We start from the raw sequence: 15,877 nt of genomic DNA on the forward strand, positions 1-15,877 counted from the left end.
GGCGAAATGCGCCTGGTAAGCAGAGTTTTTGAAATGTAAGGCCTTTGAATAAGACAAAAGGCTGCCTCATCGCTAACTTTGCAACAGTGCCAGGCGGTAATACCTCCTGCAAAAAAGCATGGCCTTTTTCGGTCAATTGCAGATGCAGACAGCGGCGATCGTTATCGCTTTCGCGACGCTCGATCCAACCACGCTTTTCTAACTCATCCGCGATGCGGGTGGCGTTAGTCCGTGACGAGCCAAGTGCGCAACTCAGTTCAGAAGGCTGAATACTGTGGTTTTCCTGAGACTCCAGCGTAATCAACGCCATAAACAACGTCTCGTTAATCCCTTGAGCTTTCAGCATCTTATTGCGGTTTTCCAGCAGCTTGCCCTGCATATGCATGCAAAGACGAGTCAGAAGCACTTCCTGATAAGGGAACTCTTCGTAGCGGCTGGCGCGAAATTTTAGCATTTGTTCAATGGGCGTAAACGAACTATCCATTTGGGTATAACCTCATTAATTTCAGCCGATATAGTAACGACAGTGACAAATAAAGTAAATGTATTATTTATTTAAAATGATTATTTTCATCTATAAGACAAACAGCATTTTCCAGGCTAATCCATAGCCCAGAGCACTCAGTAAGGTCGGAATGATGATGCTGCGGGTCTTATAGAAGCTTGCACCCAGTACCACAAACCCCACCAGCGTAGGCACAAAACGACGAGCGTCGTGCATCACCTCTGGCGCGGTAGACACCACCAGCAGGGCGCAAATTGATGCAATACCGATGGTGTCGAGTAATATTCCAGTGGCTCCGCGTTTTGTCGGGCGTACATTCCCCATTCGCAGACGCAGTGGTAAATAGCGAAAACAGAAATTGACGCAGCCGACCAGCAGACCGAGCAGCAGAACCTCATAGCTCATCAGGGCCTCCCAGCCAGAACGACTGAACGAGTGCGGTCAGGCATCCGCAGGCTATGCCTGCCAGGATGGCTGCCGGGATGGAAAATAGCATCACGCCAGCCAGCGCACCGGCTAATGCTGCCGTGACGCATAGCGTTTGCTTACGCTGGAAAGAGGCAAGCAGAAAACTCATAAACAGTGCCGGGAGCATAAACCCCAGCGCAGCTTCTACCGCCGGGAACCCCTTCAGTAAGCCAGTGCCGGAAAATGCGCCGATAACCGTGCCAAGTACCCAGGAAGCCCAGGAGCATAGCGCGATGCCGATCATCCAGTTTTCACTCCAGCGCCGGTTATCCCGCACCAGCTTCGCCGTTGCAGCGGCAAAGACTTCGTCGGTGAGGCCAAAGGCCCATAGCGCGCTTTTAGGTTTGCTCAGCTGTCGGGCGATACGGCTACGTAAAGATGGGCCGTACAAAACGTGGCGAACATCCATCGCCATGACGGTCAGAGCCGCGACCCACAGTGAGCTGCCTGCGGCGAGCATGGTTGTGATGACAAACTGGCTGGCGCCGGCGTAAATGATGCAGGAGAAAAAAACGCTTTCAACGGGAGTAAAGCCCAGGCGAGTCGCATTCATGCCAAATGCAAATGCAACCGGAATATAACTGATAACTATCGGTAGGCTGTCTTTGAATCCTTCAGTTAACGTTGCAGAACGGAATTCAGACTGGGGAACAGGGCTTTCCATAGGATTATAGGCTTCATTACCGAAATTAAAATAACCTGGCTCAATGAGTTATAACCTTAGCAGACTGATGGGCTCCTTAACACCCTGAGGAGCCCAATCAAAGGTAAACAGACGTTATACGCTTAATTTACGGCTTCCTGGCGGTGAAAACCTCGCCACCAGACCAGCAGGTTGAGTACGGCAACGGTCACACCTGCCAGACAAACGCCAGCCCAGCCAGCATGCTGCCAGGCTGAGGCTGAAATCAGAGAACCTGCTGCACCACCAATGAAATAGCTGGTCATGTACCCGGCAGTCAGACGATTACGTGCGTCCGGGTGAATGCGATAGATCACCGTCTGGTTGGTGATATGTACCCCCTGAACGGTCAAATCCAGTACCAGGATGCCGATAATCAGCATTGGCACTGAAGTATGTCCAAGCCAGATAGCCAGCCAGGAGAGCAACAGTAACAGCAGGCCTGCGGTAGTCGTGAGATGTGATTTACCCTTATCGGCAAAACCGCCCGCCGGACGAGCGCCTAACGCACCGGCAGCACCTGCCAGACCGAACAGGCCAATCATCCCCTCTGAATAGTTAAACGGCGGTGCGGCGAGTAAAAATGCCATTGATGTCCAGAGGATACTGAAGTTGGCAAAGGTCAGGCAGCCAAGCATCGCACGGGTGCGGAGTAATTTATCATGGATAAACAGGCTAAACACGGAGCCCAATAGCTGCGGGTAGTTAAGATGGGTCTCTGATTTCATCTTCGGCAAACCACGCCACAGGGCAATCGCCATCAGCGCCATCAATACTGAGGCCACCCAAAACACGGTGCGCCAACCGCCGAGATTCGCCAGCAACCCTGCAACAGTTCGCGCCAGCAAAATCCCCAGCAACAGGCCGCTCATGATGGTGCCGACGACTTTGCCACGCTTGTCTGGTGTGGCGAGCGTCGCCGCCAGCGGAACCAGGATCTGTGCGACAACGGAGAACAACCCGGTTAGCGCAGTGCCGAGGATCAGCATCCCCAACGACTGACTGCTGGCAGTAATCAACATGCCACCTGCGGCTAACAGTGTCATTGAGACAATCAGCATCCGACGTTCAAACATATCGCCAAGCGGTACCAGAAACAGTAGCCCCGCAGCGTAGCCAAGTTGTGCTGCAGTGACGATAAAGCCCGCAGTACTGGCCGACAGCGAAAAGTTTCGCGCGATGGTGTCGAGCAGTGGCTGGGCGTAATAGTTACTGGCAACGGCGAGGCCGGTCGCCACAGACATTAAAACAATCAGTGCCGGGCTAAGCCCGTGAGTGGGTTTGGTCATTGTTTTCAACTGAATAATGGGTTGCAGAAAACAATCATAACGGAAGTGATTAAATGTTGCTGATTTGTTGGGTGATGGATTGTGCGGTGAGGGGAAGGCGTGTAGGCCGGATAAGGCGCATCGCGCCGCCATCCGGCATTGGTGTGGTGACTGGGCCTGAGAGCGCTATGCTTATCAGACCGATGAGTGGGTTATTTCTGCGCAGCCAGCGCTTCTTTTACCCAGCCGTCGAACTGCTGCTGGTGGGCTTTGATCCAGCCATCAACGTGGCCCTGAACGTCAGCTTCTGAGGCTTTACCATCATGCATCATTGCGTTCTGCGCGTTGATATCTGCCAGTGGCAATTTCATGATGGCAAAAAGTTTCGCCGCAGCCGGGTTTTTCTCCGCCCAGGCCTTGTTCGCGACAATGTGCATGGTGTTTACCGGGAAGCCATAGTTCGCGCCGTTCGGCAGTTTGGTATCGATATCTTTCTGTTCACCGGGCAGAGAAGAGAACGGGACCTGCAGCCAGACGACATCTTTGCCCGGTTTCATCACGTCACTGACCCAGTATGGTGTCCAGGTGTAGTACAGGATTGGTTTGCCTTCTTTAAAGCGGGTAATGGTGTCAGCCATCATTGCTGCATAGTTACCGTGGCTGACCTCGACTGTTTTTTCCAGATCGAACGCTTTGTTCTGGTGGTTAATCACGGCTTCACAACCCCAGCCCGGCGAGCAGCCCATCATGTCAGCTTTACCGTCGCCGTTGGTATCAAAGATTTTGGCGATTTTTGGATCTTTTAGCTGGGCAATATTGGTGATTTTGTACTGCTCAGCGGTTTTCTTATCGATCAGATAACCCTGTGCAGCGCCTGTTACGAATACCCCCTCGCGATAGAATTTTTTATCTCCGCCTGCAGCGGCGTACATATCATCATGTAGCGGCTGCCAGTTCACGGCGGTAAACGTCGCATCGCCAGAGGCAATAGAGGTATAGCCGACGTTGTAGTCGACTTCGCTCGTCTTATTTACGGTGTAGCCCAGTTTCTCCAGCGCACGGCTAACTAACTGCGTCTGGAAGGACTCTTCAGAGATGGTGCTCTGGATAGGTTGTACAGTGATGCCTTTGCCCGGCAGGTCAGAAGCGAAAGCGCTGGTGGAGACAAGGGTGGCAAACGCTGTGGCAAAAATTACGGTATGTCGCATCGTTGTTCCTTATTACACTTCATCCTTCAAGCTACCTCTTAGTTGGCTGCATTCCGGCCCCCAGTCACGTCTACTGGTACGCTCCAAGGGATACATTCGTTTGCCGCCGCGATGCAACTTGAACGATTTTGTGTAAGCTAATGAATTGTAGGCCCGGTAAGCAAGGTGTTACCGGGCAACGGGTGAACTACTTAGTGAAAGGGCGGGTGAGAAGCCCAACCGGACCGGTGGTGTACCAGCGACGGTTACCGCGGCTACGCGAGTCGCGGCCTACGGCCTGTGTCAGACGGTCCAGAATGATGGCGAGGATCACGATCCCCACACCGCCAACGGTAGCCAGACCCATGTCCAGACGACCGATACCGCGCAAAACCATCTGACCCAGCCCACCGACGGCGATCATCGACGCGATAACCACCATGGAGAGTGCCAGCATCAGCGTCTGGTTCACCCCTGCCATAATCGTGGGCATCGCCAGCGGCAACTGCACTTTAAACAGCATCTGACGCGGGCTGGCGCCAAAGGAACGTGAGGCTTCAATCAGATCGGCTGGCACCTGGTTAATCCCCAGAATGGTCAGACGCACGATTGGCGGCAGGGCGAAGATAATTGTCACCACGACGCCCGGAACGTTACCAATGCCGAACAACATCACAATCGGTACCAGATAGACGAACGCGGGCGTAGTCTGCATGGCATCCAGCAGAGGCCGCACAATCTTCGCCGCACGCGGGCTGCGCGCCAGCCAGATCCCCATTGGCAGGCCTATCACCACGCAGAACAGCAACGCGGTTAGCACCAGCGCCAGGGTAATCATTGCCTGCGACCAGGCACCGATAGCACCGATAGCAATCAGTGAAATCAGCGTGGCGGTGCCCATTCCGATACCGGAAATTTGCCAGGCGATCAGGGCAAACAGGATAATTGCCACCGGCGCAGGCATGCCCAGCAGGAGTTGCTGAAAGCCATTAAGTATGTAATCCACCGGGACACGAATGCCCTGGAAGACAGGACGGAAATGGGTGACCACCCAATCGATCCCTTCGGTGACCCAGCTATCCAGCGGGATCAGCGTTTTATGGAATGGATCCATAATATTGAAATGTTCTGGTGCCGGTGCAGGTGCACTGGTCAGCCAGTCTGCGCTAGTGCCGTCGGCAGGTGCGCCTGCGGGCGTCCCCCAGGCATCAGCAGATTGCGCGGCGCTGTCGGCCGCAGGTGTGGTATCCCACGGATTGGTTTGATCAGCCATTGTTTACCCCCTCGCGATCTAAAGCCTGTAGCAGCATGCGTTTTGAAATAATGCCCACATACTGTTGTTCCTCATCGACAACCGGCACCGCGCACGGGGCCTGACCGACATGAGAAAGTAACTCGCTAAGAGGAGTTTGTGCATCCACGGCTAGCGGCTCGTTGATTAATGCCGCATCAATACCTTGTGCCTGGCTTAACGCTGTTTTTAATGAATCGATCGACACCACGCCGACGAATTTATTGCCGCGTTCAATCACGTAACCATATTCGCGATCTTTGTCCTGCAGTAATTGCAGGGCCGAACGGGGGCCGACGCCTGGCGTTTTACGAATTAGCCCTTCAGGGCTACGACGGGATATATCTTTAGCGCTAAAGACCTGGCTAATATCTACGCCACGGAAGAAGGTACGCACATAATCATTCGCCGGATTATTCAGGATTTCATCCGGTGTACCGACCTGTACCACTTCACCGTTTTGCATAATGGCAATTCTGTCGCCAATACGCATCGCTTCGTCAAGATCGTGGGAAATAAAGACCACGGTACGCTGATGATTCGCCTGTAGTTTTACCAGTTCATCCTGCATTTCGGTGCGAATTAACGGATCGAGTGCCGAGAAGGCTTCATCCATTAATAAGATATCGGGATTGATGGCTAATGCGCGGGCAAGACCCACGCGCTGGCGCATTCCGCCGGAAAGTTCATCCGGGTAGCCGTGCGCGTAATTCTCCAGACCTACCTGACGTAATGCATCCAGCGCTTTTTCACGACGCTCTTCAGCGGCAACACCGGCTAATTCCATACCGAACGCCGTATTGTCCAACACCGTCATGTGCGGCATCAGGGCAAAGGACTGGAAGACCATCGCAATCTTTTTTCTGCGCACCTCGCGAAGTTCAGCATCGGAGATTCGGGCAATATCTACGCCGTCTATCAATACCTGTCCGCGGGTGGGTTCAATCAGGCGATTGAGAAGGCGTACCATTGTGGATTTACCCGAACCAGATAATCCCATGATGACAAATATCTCGCCTTCTTCAATGGCCAGACTGGCGTCTTTAACGCCAAGCGATAGCCCTGTTTTATCCAGAATTTGCTCTTTTGAAAGTCCTTTTTCAATATATTTGAACGCTCTCTGGGGATGCTCGCCAAATATCTTATAGAGATTTTTAACTTCTAATTTAATTGCCATGCAATAGAATGATTCCTGTTATTTGTTTATATCGATATATTACCTGATGGAAATAGTGACCTTTTTCTACCCTAACATACTGAGAATCTGAGACAACCCTGAATTTGTTTGTGGCATGAATATTGCCAAACGTCAGATGGCGGGATTTCCCATGATATAAGGGCTGAGCGCGGATGCGCCTTGAGGGATATTTTTTGTAAATGACACTGAAAACGCGCCTGAATTGTTGAAATACAGGCGAATATTGCGGCTGATATTGAGTGTAGATCACCCAATCATATTTGTGTGATAAAAATGTGATCTCGTTAAAATATTAACGCGGAAAATGTAAGGTATTTCCCGCGGAAGGAAACATTAAAAATTCCAGTCGTCATCTTCTGTTTCGACGGCTTTACCCATCACATAAGATGACCCTGAACCGGAGAAGAAATCGTGGTTTTCGTCTGCGTTGGGTGAGAGTGCAGCGAGGATTGCTGGGTTCACATCCGCCATTTCTGCCGGGAACAGGGCCTCATAACCTAAATTCATTAGCGCCTTATTGGCGTTGTAGCAGAGAAAGGCTTTGACGTCTTCCACCCACGGGGTTTTTGCATACAGTTCCTCCGTATAACGAACTTCGTTGTCATATAATTCCATCAACAGATCGAGGGCATAATTCTGTAGCGCTTCACGCGCAGATGGTGAAGCTTGTTCCAGACCTTTTTGGTATTTATAGCCAATGTAATAACCATGAACCGCTTCATCACGAATGATCAGGCGGATAAGGTCAGCGGTATTCGTCAGTTTGCCGCGGCTGGAGAAATACATCGGTAGCCAGAAGCCGGAATAGAACAGGAAGGATTCGAGAAATACGCTGGCTATTTTCTTTTTCAGCGGTTCCTCGCTGGCGTAATGCGTCAGAATTATCTGTGCCTTGTGCTGGAGCGGAGAATTTTTCTCACTCCAGAGGTAAGCTGCATCCACATCTTTGGTCTGACAAAGCGTGGAAAAAATAGAACTGTAGGAGCGCGCGTGCACGGCTTCCATAAAGCTGATATTCGACAGTACCGCCTCTTCATGTGGCGTGATTGAATCCGCCATCAGCGCGGGGGCTCCGGCGATATTTTGAATCGTGTCGAGCAGCGTCAGGCCGGTAAATACGCGGATAGTGAGCTGCTGCTCGGCAGCGCTCAACGTTTGCCATGCCGGAATGTCATTGGAAAGCGGGACTTTTTCCGGTAGCCAGAAGTTACTGGTCAGGCGATTCCATACCTCAAGGTCTTTATCATCTTCAATCTTGTTCCAGTTGATGGCGCTGACGCGAGATAGTTTCATGCTGTTCTCCTTACAGTGCGCATGACACGCAACCCTCAATTTCGGTTCCTTCCAGCGCCAACTGGCGTAACCGTATGTAGTACAACGATTTGATACCCTTACGCCAGGCGTAGATCTGTGCCTTGTTGATATCTCGAGTGGTAGCGGTATCGGGGAAAAAAAGCGTCAGTGAGAGTCCCTGATCAACATGCCGTGTCGCTTCGGCGTAGGTATCAATAATCCTCTGTGGGCCAATCTCGTAGGCATCCTGATACAGGGCCAAATTCTCGTTGGTCATAAACGGGGCCGGGTAGTAAACGCGCCCGGTTTTACCCTCTTTGCGAATTTCCACTTTCGATACAATCGGGTGAATGCTTGAGGTTGCGTGGTTGATATAGGAGATCGAACCGGTCGGCGGAACGGCCTGTAAATTCTGGTTATAGATGCCGTAGCGCATCACATCATCCCGTAGTTGCAGCCACATCTCCCGGGTTGGCAATGTAATGCCGCTCGTGGCAAACAGTGCGCGGACTTTCTCTGTTTTAGGCTGCCAGTCTCCCTGCAAATACTGGGAAAAGTACTCGCCGCTGGCATAGCGTGACTGACTAAATCCGGCAAAAGATTTTCCGCGTTCGCGGGCCAGTTTCATCGATGTATTCAACGCATGCCAGGTGATGGTGTAAAAATAGAGATTGGTGAAATCCAGCCCTTCGGGTGAACCGTAGGCGATTCCTTCCCGCGCCAGATAACCATGCAGGTTCATCTGCCCGAGACCAATGGCGTGTGACGCGCTGTTCCCGGCTTCAATGGAAGGAACGCTGCGAATATGACTCATGTCCGAGACGGCGGTTAAGCCACGCACTGCGGTTTCAACGGTACGACCAAAGTCAGGTGAATCCATGGTATGGGCAATGTTCAGCGATCCAAGATTGCAGGAAATATCATGCCCTACCTGCGTATAGCCCAGTGCCTCATCATAGGTTGATGGACTGTTGACCTGTAAAATCTCCGAGCACAGGTTGCTCATATTGATGCGACCGGCAATCGGATTCACACGATTCACCGTATCTTCAAACATAATGTAGGGGTAGCCAGACTCGAACTGGATCTCTGCCAGTCGCTGGAAGAAGTCGCGGGCATTAATGTATTTTTTGCGCACGCGCGTGTCGGCAACCAGTTCGTCATAGCGTTCGCTGATCGCGATATCACCCAATGCTGTGCCGTAAAGGCGTTCTACGTCATATGGTGAAAAAAGCGCCATCTGCGCATTTTCTTTGGCCAGACGGAAGGTGATATCCGGGATCACCACCCCGAGCGAGAGTGTTTTGATGCGGATTTTTTCATCGGCATTTTCACGTTTGGTATCGAGAAAACGCAAAATATCGGGATGGTGCGCGTGCAGATACACCGCGCCCGCGCCCTGACGCGCGCCCAACTGATTAGCATAAGAAAAGGCATCTTCCAGCATTTTCATTATTGGGATCACGCCGGAAGACTGGTTTTCAATACGCTTAATAGGCGCTCCGGCCTCGCGCAGATTCGAGAGCAAAAATGCCACGCCGCCGCCGCGTTTGGAAAGCTGCAGCGCTGAGTTAACCGCCCGGCCGATGGACTCCATGTTGTCTTCAATGCGTAGCAGGAAGCAGGAAACCAGCTCGCCACGCTGCTGTTTGCCGCAGTTTAAGAAGGTTGGTGTGGCGGGTTGAAAACGACCAGAGAGCATTTCATCAGTGAGCTGCATGGCGAGCGCCTCGTCACCCTGCGCCAGGGTGAGTGCCACCATCGTCACGCGATCCTCAAAATCTTCAAGGTAGCGTTTGCCGTCAAAGGTTTTCAGCGTATAGCTGGTGTAGTACTTCCATGCGCCGAGGAATGTCTGAAAGCGGAATCCGCTGGCGTGGGCGTGGGCAAACAGCTTCACCACGAACGCGCGATCGTAGCGGGCTAAAACGCTTTCGTCGTAATAGCCTTCACGAATCAGCGTTTCCAGGCGTTCTTGCTGACTGGCAAAGACCACCGAATGGGGGCGGACGTGGGTAGCAAAAAAAGCCTCCACCGCCTGATGATCTTTATCGAACTGAATACGCCCGGTTTTATCGTACAGATTTAACATGGCGTTCAGGGCGTGATAATCCAGTGCTGGCTGGATTACGCGTTCTGCGGTTGTCGTTGCCAAAATTCGCTCACTCCTTTTCGAACGTTTTCGATATCGCTTTGCGTACCCATCAGCTCAAAACGATAGAGCCATGGCACGCCGCATTTTTGTGAGACGACCTCACCCGCACGCCCATAAGCCTCGCCGAAATTGCGATTGCCAGAAGCGATCACGCCACGGATTAATACCCGGTTATGAGGATCGTTTAAAAAGCGGATCACCTGACGCGGGACTGCGCCTGCGGTACCGCCGCCGCCGTAAGACGGCACGATTAAAATGTAAGGCTCGTCTACCCGGATCCTCTCGCGTTCATTAAGCGGAATGCGGATGGCGGGCAGCGCCAGACGCAGCACAAAGCGGTGCGTATTTTCGGAGCTGCTGGAGAAGTAGACGAGCGTCGTCATGCGCTGACCACGCGTGGTTCCGGGCGCAGGCGATTGATCATGTCCGGGCGAAATCCTGACCAACGGGTTTCACCTGCCACCACGACAGGCAACTGACGAAAACCTTGCTCGCGCAGGGTATCTGCCAGTTCAGGCTGCAAATCGACATTCACCATCTCAAAGTCAAAACCACGGCTTTCCATTGCCCGCTTTGTGGCATGGCACTGAACACAGTTATTACGAGTGTAAATAATAATACGCATGATTCGTATTTCCATTTAAAGGTAAAAGAGCGATGCATAGTGAACATCGGTTTGTGTGTGTGCTGATAGAGAAGATACTAGATGTAGATGAAAGAAGATTCAACCATACAAGATATGGGAATTTTGGCGGGGTGATGTTCAAGGCGATGCGTGGGGGCGAGGGGGCTTGTTGCCGGATAGGGCTATCCGGCGACCGATAAATTACATGCGCATACCCACCGCCAGGCGGTTAAAGCAGTTCATCAGGCTAATGGCGAACGTCAGATCGCTTATCTCTTTGGCGCTAAAATGGTCAAGCAGCGGCAGATAAACAGCGTCTTCGGCGTGCGTAGAGGCGATATGAGTGACGGACTCAGCCCAGGCCAGCGCCACTTGCTCCCGCTCACTGAAATGGTGGCTAACCCGCCACCCTGCCAGTGCATCCAGTTTGGCCTGTTCTACGCCAGACTTGCGCAGCGCTTTGCTGTGCATTTCAAGGCAAAATGCGCAGCCGTTGATTTGTGAAACCCGCAGGTAAATCAGTTCCGTCAGCGTGGGTTCCAGTGCGCAGTTTTCCAGCGCTTTGCTTGCCTGAACCAGGGCGTTATAGATTTCAGGGCTGAGTTCATAATAGGGCTGGCGTAACATTGTCATGGTATTGCTCCTCATTTGGATGACCTGCAATGTAGCACTATAATGGTCTGCTAAAGAGAGCCATATTTTTACTTAAAAAGCAGACCATAAATGCCGCGCTATCAGCAAATCGCTCGTCAGTTAAAAACCGCCATTGAGAAAGGGGAGCTTAAGCCTGGCACACGATTGCCATCCAGCCGAACCTGGTCTCAGGAGCTCGGCGTTTCACGCTCGACGGTGGAAAACGCCTACGCTGAGCTGGTGGCGCAGGGTTGGCTTACGCGACGTGGGCAGGCAGGAACCTTTGTCAGCGAGCAATTGCGACTGGAAACCTCGCCCGCCACCCCTGCCGTATTCGCCGGAGAAAACGACACACCACAGCTCTTTCAGATGGGATTGCCAGCCCTCGATCTTTTTCCACGCGATATCTGGGCACGGGTAATGGGGCGACGTTTGCGTACCCAAACACGTTTTGACCTTGCAGTGGGGGATGTTTGCGGTGAACGGCTGTTACGCCAGGCGATAGTCGATTACCTGCGAGTGTCGCGCAGCATTGAATGTCTACCGGAACAGGTTTTTATTACTTCGGGTTATGCGGCATCAATGATGTTGATCCTGCGCACGCTGGCAAAGCCCGGTGAAGGGATGTGGGTTGAAGATCCCGGTTTCCCGCTCATCAGGCCAGTGGTCGCGCAGGAGAGTGTGGTACTGATGCCTGTTGCGGCTGATGCCGATGGCCTTGATGTCAGTGCCGGGATCCGTGACTACCCACAGGCGCGTTTTGCCTTGCTGACACCCGCTCACCAAAGCCCACTGGGCGTGGCGCTTTCTCTGGCCCGTCGTCATCAGTTGCTGGAATGGGCTGACCGCGCACAGGCGTGGATCATCGAAGATGACTACGACAGTGAGTTTCGTTACCACGGCAAACCGCTACCACCGCTTAAAAGTCTGGATGCGCCGCAGCGAGTGATTTATGCGGGTACGTTCAGTAAATCGTTATTTCCCGCTTTACGCACCGCCTGGCTGGTGGTTCCGCTGACTCAGGTCGCACATTTTCGCCAACAGGCCGCGCTAACAGCTTGCAGTGTGCCGGTTTTATGGCAACAAACGCTGGCCGATTTTATGCGCGACGGTCATTTCTGGCGGCACTTAAAACGTATGCGCCAGCATTATGCCCAACGGCGTCAATGGATGGAAAGCGCCCTGACAGAGCAGGGTTTTAGCGTGGTGCCACAAGAGGGCGGGATCCAACTGGTGATCGCCGTGGCGGGGGATGACAATGCGTTAGTACGCAAAGCGAATCAGGCCGGGTTGGCGGTTCAGTCCTTAAGCCGGTGGCGCATCACCTCAACAGGTCAGGGAGGAATATTACTGTCATTTACCAATATCCGATCGGCGGAAATGGCGCAGCAGGCTGCATATCAACTCCGGTTGGCGCTGACATAAATTTGCGTTGTTCTTAAGATATTCATCTCACCGTCTGCACTCGTTTATGGACTTTTCTGAAAGCGTTGCTAATGCTGAATCAGGTAAGGTAAGCCCGCAGTAAAAGATAACGAGGAAAATAATATGTATTTACGACCTGATGAGGTGGCGCGCGTACTTGAAAAAGTGGGCTTTACCGTTGATGTAGTCACACAGAAAACATACGGTTATCGACGTGGCGAGAATTATGTATACGTAAACCGTGAAGCGCGGATGGGACGTACCGCATTGGTGATTCATCCCACGCTAAAAGAGCGTAGTTCTTCACTGGCAGAACCGGCCACGGATATTAAAACCTGCGATCACTATCAGCAATTCCCGCTTTATTTAGCCGGCGATACTCATGAACATTATGGTATTCCACACGGCTTTAGCTCGCGTATCGCGCTGGAGCGCTATCTGAATGGGTTGTTTGGCGACGTGAGTTCAAACTGATAACGCGACTGGCGGTGCCAGTCGCGATGATATGTTGCTAAGCTTTAGCCTGGTGGTAGCTGCTGACCTTAAACAGGCGGCGGCAATAATCAAGGAAGTAGCCATATACTGCACCCATCAGCATTGAGACCACGATGTTTGAACTTACCGCAGCCGTGATCTGGTGCCAGTCTGCGCCAACCGTCAGCAGAATAATCACATACACCGGTGACTGGAACGTGACATAGGCCAGTACATCCGCCAGATTTTTTGCCCATCCTGCCTGCGTGGCTTTGCGTGCCGCGCGCATAAACAAATCGCGGTACATACCGTATGGCCAGGCGATCAGGATGTTGACGGGGATGGCGACCAGTCTGGAATACAGTGACTGTTCGAAGCTCATTCCTGAAAGGAATATCTCGATCAACATGTTCACGACAGAACAATAAACAACCATCGCGAACGTGTCTGCTACAGCATGACGCAAGCGTGACTGCGGAGAGAACATGTTAATGCTCCTTGTAAAAAGGGGAAAAAAGGTTTTCAATACCTTTGTTGCTAGTGATTTGTCTTGTCGCTTTCGCGTTTTAATAGGATATCTGCCTGCATAATAACTAGCAACTAGCTTAAAATTTTTATTTATTGCCTTTTTGTCGATAAAATGCTCTGTGATGGTTTGTTTTTTGTTCGTTTTGGCATTTTCGTTGTCATGTAAATTAAAATGATTAAAAATCAATAGGTTGCTTTGACTTGTTTTTCTGAACTTTTTGCGCTCCTTTTTGAATGCTGACGAATATTTCGCATATCTACCGCAACGCCTGTGCGATGCTTGTATTGGTTTATCTGGTGCAGCAGTGGGATATCCCGAAGTCTATTTATTCTGGTTTTTGGCCGAATATAAAATATCGGTGACTAAAGAATATTGTATGACAAGATAAATAATAATAGTGGTTGTCGTTTTAATATCTTGCGACAAAAAAGAGACTGGAAAAAGAAAAAATACTCGCATACAATTTGCCTCGTAATACCGATTTTTGTTTTTGCGTTAAAGAGGTTTTATTAATATGAGTTCAATGTTAAAAAACTTAAATAATATTCGAGCGCTACGTGTCATGGCGCGTGAATTATCCGTTGAGGTTCTGGATGATATGCTGGAAAAACTCCGGGTAGTCACCAAAGAACGACGTGACGAAGAAGAACAGCTGCAGCGCCAACGTGCAGAACAGCAGGAAAAAATTAATACACTGCTGGCGATGATGAGAGCTGATGGGATTGATCCTGAAGAATTGTTGAGCATGTCGGCGGCAACGTCGCGTTCGGTTAAAAAGCGTCAGCCACGTCCGGCGAAATACCGTTTTACGGATACCAATGGTGAAATCAAAACATGGACTGGACAAGGCCGCACGCCGAAGCCGATTGCGCAGGCGCTGGCTGCCGGTAAATCTCTCGATGATTTTTTGATCTAATATCAATGCGGTGAGGGGAACCTCACCGCTTATTTTCAGCAGACGCCGAAATCGCCTTCTTCAGAATATCGCGTGACATCAGCTGTTTTTAGGGTGTATTTTTCGCCGCTTTCATTGCTGGCTTGTACAGCCACAATTTGTTCGTCTTTCACTTCGACAACTTTCAGTTTTGGTCCGCCCATACGCGGTTGCACTACATCGCCAGGTTTAAACATATTGCGCTCCTTTCTTGATCACAAAACCCACCATAGATCACGTCAATCGGCGGGTACAGCGCTGTTTCTTCTATTACCGCTTAATGAGTACGTCGGTTCCAGGGCATTTTGTCGAGCAGTCGCGCCATACCGCAGAAGCCAGTTACACCCGCAAGTACCAGCCCTGCACCGACAAAACCGCTGAGTAAGAAGAAGCCGCTGTTAACGGCGTAACCGAGAATGACGCCAAGCAAGGCAAGGCTGCCTGCGGCAATCTGCACCTGACGCATTAGCGGCAATGGTTGTGAGCTATCTTTCACAACCGGCAGACCTGCTGCTTTCCAGCCGTCGATCCCCCCCTCAAGCAGCCAGACTTGTGCCGGCGCGGCGGCGGCATTCAATTTTGCCGCCGCATTTTGTGTACGCTTGCCTGACTGGCAGTGAAAAATAATGCACTCAGCCCGTAAGTTTGCGGGGAGTGAACCCTGCTCCAGGGTGGATAACGGTGCCAGGTGCGCCGCGGGGATATGCTCGTACAGATACTCGTCAGCGTCGCGGATATCAATCAGCTTTGCGCCCTGAGCCAACAGCGTCTGCGCCTCGTGGGGGGAAATCATCCCAATGGTCATAGTGGTTCCTTATGGGCAATACAGTGTTTTTAATGTGGCGATAAGCGAATTCACGGCCGCATTTTTTATGGAGTAAAGGATGCGCTGAGCATCACGCTGGCTGTCTATCAACCCCTCTTCACGCATTCTTGCCAGATGCTGAGAGGTGGCCGATGCACTAAGACCAGTAACGCGGGCTAACTCTCCCGCGCTGGTACCCGGTGAGCCACAAAGCATGCACAAAATCAGTAACCGTTTTGGATGACTCATCGCTTTGAGCAAGGTGGCAGCCTGTTCTGCGCTGGCCTGCAGTTGTTCAAGTTCAGTCATATGTATTTTAGCATTTCCTAAGTTAAGTTAATTCTAAAGTAAATGCGCGTCGTCCGCCAGCGTAAAGAGCGTAAAGGAGGGTAAAACAGCAGGGGA

General features: G+C 51.5%; 19 protein-coding genes. 3 read left to right on the forward strand and 16 right to left on the reverse strand.

The annotated features are described in order from the left end of the window. The 12 genes from mprA to ACLJXE_RS19150 all read right to left on the reverse strand — a co-directional run. A partial coding sequence (mprA, locus tag ACLJXE_RS19095; protein WP_410751720.1) for a transcriptional repressor MprA occupies window positions 1-484 on the reverse strand: 484 nt, incomplete at its 3' end. 90 nt (window positions 485-574) lie between these two features. After that, on the reverse strand, window positions 575-910 hold the full coding sequence (ygaH, locus tag ACLJXE_RS19100) for an L-valine transporter subunit YgaH (protein ID WP_410751721.1): 336 nt from the start codon (window positions 908-910) through the stop codon (window positions 575-577). Next, on the reverse strand, window positions 900-1,637 hold the full coding sequence (locus ACLJXE_RS19105) for an AzlC family ABC transporter permease (protein ID WP_286630434.1): 738 nt from the start codon (window positions 1,635-1,637) through the stop codon (window positions 900-902). Before ACLJXE_RS19105 ends, ygaH begins: the two co-directional genes overlap by 11 nt. Before the next feature lie 122 nt (window positions 1,638-1,759). After that, a complete protein-coding gene (locus ACLJXE_RS19110; RefSeq protein WP_137383532.1) occupies window positions 1,760-2,944 on the reverse strand; it encodes an MFS transporter in 1,185 nt (394 codons plus the stop codon). A gap of 191 nt (window positions 2,945-3,135) precedes the next feature. Next, complete coding sequence (gene proX, locus ACLJXE_RS19115; RefSeq protein WP_271449805.1) at window positions 3,136-4,131, reverse strand: glycine betaine/L-proline ABC transporter substrate-binding protein ProX; 996 nt, start codon at window positions 4,129-4,131, stop codon at window positions 3,136-3,138. Between the two features lie 187 nt (window positions 4,132-4,318). Further along, the gene (gene proW, locus ACLJXE_RS19120; RefSeq protein WP_286630435.1) at window positions 4,319-5,383 is read right to left on the reverse strand and encodes a glycine betaine/L-proline ABC transporter permease ProW; all 1,065 of its coding nucleotides are present in this window, start codon (window positions 5,381-5,383) and stop codon (window positions 4,319-4,321) included. Next, entirely contained in the window at window positions 5,376-6,578 is a 1,203-nt protein-coding gene (gene proV, locus ACLJXE_RS19125) for a glycine betaine/L-proline ABC transporter ATP-binding protein ProV (protein ID WP_410751722.1), read from the reverse strand. The genes proW and proV overlap by 8 nt, the downstream gene beginning before the upstream one ends. Before the next feature lie 354 nt (window positions 6,579-6,932). Next, complete coding sequence (gene nrdF / locus ACLJXE_RS19130; RefSeq protein WP_410751723.1) at window positions 6,933-7,892, reverse strand: class 1b ribonucleoside-diphosphate reductase subunit beta; 960 nt, start codon at window positions 7,890-7,892, stop codon at window positions 6,933-6,935. 10 nt (window positions 7,893-7,902) lie between these two features. Next, on the reverse strand, window positions 7,903-10,047 hold the full coding sequence (gene nrdE / locus ACLJXE_RS19135) for a class 1b ribonucleoside-diphosphate reductase subunit alpha (RefSeq protein ID WP_410751724.1): 2,145 nt from the start codon (window positions 10,045-10,047) through the stop codon (window positions 7,903-7,905). Further along, window positions 10,020-10,430, reverse strand: a complete 411-nt coding sequence (nrdI, locus tag ACLJXE_RS19140; protein WP_410751725.1) for a class Ib ribonucleoside-diphosphate reductase assembly flavoprotein NrdI — start codon at window positions 10,428-10,430, stop codon at window positions 10,020-10,022. The genes nrdE and nrdI overlap by 28 nt, the downstream gene beginning before the upstream one ends. After that, window positions 10,427-10,672 carry a glutaredoxin-like protein NrdH gene (nrdH, locus tag ACLJXE_RS19145; protein WP_286630440.1) on the reverse strand — a complete coding sequence of 82 codons (246 nt, stop codon included), beginning with the start codon at window positions 10,670-10,672 and terminating at the stop codon, window positions 10,427-10,429. The genes nrdI and nrdH overlap by 4 nt, the downstream gene beginning before the upstream one ends. A 201-nt stretch (window positions 10,673-10,873) precedes the next feature. Then, complete coding sequence (locus ACLJXE_RS19150) at window positions 10,874-11,305, reverse strand: carboxymuconolactone decarboxylase family protein (protein WP_410751726.1); 432 nt, start codon at window positions 11,303-11,305, stop codon at window positions 10,874-10,876. A 90-nt stretch (window positions 11,306-11,395) separates the two neighbouring features. Between ACLJXE_RS19150 and ACLJXE_RS19155 the strand changes: the two genes are divergently transcribed. Together ACLJXE_RS19155 and ACLJXE_RS19160 are read left to right on the forward strand one after the other, a co-directional pair. Further along, window positions 11,396-12,730, forward strand: a complete 1,335-nt coding sequence (locus ACLJXE_RS19155) for a PLP-dependent aminotransferase family protein (protein ID WP_410751727.1) — start codon at window positions 11,396-11,398, stop codon at window positions 12,728-12,730. A 123-nt stretch (window positions 12,731-12,853) separates the two neighbouring features. Continuing rightward, window positions 12,854-13,204 carry a DUF2002 family protein gene (locus ACLJXE_RS19160; RefSeq protein ID WP_005122944.1) on the forward strand — a complete coding sequence of 117 codons (351 nt, stop codon included), beginning with the start codon at window positions 12,854-12,856 and terminating at the stop codon, window positions 13,202-13,204. Window positions 13,205-13,241: 37 nt separating this feature from the next. Here the strand turns inward: ACLJXE_RS19160 and alaE are convergent, their stop codons facing one another. Then, a complete protein-coding gene (gene alaE / locus ACLJXE_RS19165) occupies window positions 13,242-13,691 on the reverse strand; it encodes an L-alanine exporter AlaE (protein WP_003037259.1) in 450 nt (149 codons plus the stop codon). A gap of 556 nt (window positions 13,692-14,247) precedes the next feature. On the opposite strand from alaE, the gene stpA reads away from it, so the two are divergent. Continuing rightward, entirely contained in the window at window positions 14,248-14,649 is a 402-nt protein-coding gene (gene stpA, locus ACLJXE_RS19170) for a DNA-binding protein StpA (RefSeq protein WP_286630443.1), read from the forward strand. 35 nt (window positions 14,650-14,684) lie between these two features. Here stpA and ACLJXE_RS19175 read toward each other — a convergent pair whose 3' ends face one another. From ACLJXE_RS19175 to ACLJXE_RS19185, 3 genes are all read right to left on the reverse strand, one after another. Further along, window positions 14,685-14,864, reverse strand: coding sequence for a hypothetical protein (locus tag ACLJXE_RS19175; protein WP_286630444.1), 180 nt, complete (start codon window positions 14,862-14,864; stop codon window positions 14,685-14,687). An 80-nt stretch (window positions 14,865-14,944) separates the two neighbouring features. Further along, the gene (locus ACLJXE_RS19180; RefSeq protein ID WP_410751728.1) at window positions 14,945-15,472 is read right to left on the reverse strand and encodes a rhodanese family protein; all 528 of its coding nucleotides are present in this window, start codon (window positions 15,470-15,472) and stop codon (window positions 14,945-14,947) included. A 9-nt stretch (window positions 15,473-15,481) separates the two neighbouring features. Continuing rightward, entirely contained in the window at window positions 15,482-15,781 is a 300-nt protein-coding gene (locus tag ACLJXE_RS19185; RefSeq protein ID WP_286630446.1) for an ArsR/SmtB family transcription factor, read from the reverse strand. Window positions 15,782-15,877 lie beyond the last annotated feature (96 nt).

Origin of the sequence: Citrobacter sp. U14242, from assembly GCF_046555775.1 — a bacterium.
Classification (GTDB): Bacteria; Pseudomonadota; Gammaproteobacteria; order Enterobacterales; family Enterobacteriaceae; genus Citrobacter.

Bases quoted from the DNA above. Each gene is read 5' to 3' on its own strand.
- nrdH (WP_286630440.1), bottom strand. From the start codon at position 10,672: ATGCGTATTATTATTTACACTCGTAATAACTGTGTTCAGTGCCATGCC.
- ACLJXE_RS19160 (WP_005122944.1), top strand. From the start codon at position 12,854: ATGTATTTACGACCTGATGAGGTGGCGCGCGTACTTGAAAAAGTGGGC.
- alaE (WP_003037259.1), bottom strand. From the start codon at position 13,691: ATGTTCTCTCCGCAGTCACGCTTGCGTCATGCTGTAGCAGACACGTTC.
- stpA (WP_286630443.1), top strand. From the start codon at position 14,248: ATGAGTTCAATGTTAAAAAACTTAAATAATATTCGAGCGCTACGTGTC.
- nrdI (WP_410751725.1), bottom strand. From the start codon at position 10,430: ATGACGACGCTCGTCTACTTCTCCAGCAGCTCCGAAAATACGCACCGC.
- ACLJXE_RS19180 (WP_410751728.1), bottom strand. From the start codon at position 15,472: ATGACCATTGGGATGATTTCCCCCCACGAGGCGCAGACGCTGTTGGCT.
- nrdF (WP_410751723.1), bottom strand. From the start codon at position 7,892: ATGAAACTATCTCGCGTCAGCGCCATCAACTGGAACAAGATTGAAGAT.
- ACLJXE_RS19105 (WP_286630434.1), bottom strand. From the start codon at position 1,637: ATGGAAAGCCCTGTTCCCCAGTCTGAATTCCGTTCTGCAACGTTAACT.
- proW (WP_286630435.1), bottom strand. From the start codon at position 5,383: ATGGCTGATCAAACCAATCCGTGGGATACCACACCTGCGGCCGACAGC.
- ACLJXE_RS19150 (WP_410751726.1), bottom strand. From the start codon at position 11,305: ATGACAATGTTACGCCAGCCCTATTATGAACTCAGCCCTGAAATCTAT.
- ACLJXE_RS19175 (WP_286630444.1), bottom strand. From the start codon at position 14,864: ATGTTTAAACCTGGCGATGTAGTGCAACCGCGTATGGGCGGACCAAAA.
- ACLJXE_RS19185 (WP_286630446.1), bottom strand. From the start codon at position 15,781: ATGACTGAACTTGAACAACTGCAGGCCAGCGCAGAACAGGCTGCCACC.
- proX (WP_271449805.1), bottom strand. From the start codon at position 4,131: ATGCGACATACCGTAATTTTTGCCACAGCGTTTGCCACCCTTGTCTCC.
- ACLJXE_RS19155 (WP_410751727.1), top strand. From the start codon at position 11,396: ATGCCGCGCTATCAGCAAATCGCTCGTCAGTTAAAAACCGCCATTGAG.
- ygaH (WP_410751721.1), bottom strand. From the start codon at position 910: ATGAGCTATGAGGTTCTGCTGCTCGGTCTGCTGGTCGGCTGCGTCAAT.
- proV (WP_410751722.1), bottom strand. From the start codon at position 6,578: ATGGCAATTAAATTAGAAGTTAAAAATCTCTATAAGATATTTGGCGAG.
- ACLJXE_RS19110 (WP_137383532.1), bottom strand. From the start codon at position 2,944: ATGACCAAACCCACTCACGGGCTTAGCCCGGCACTGATTGTTTTAATG.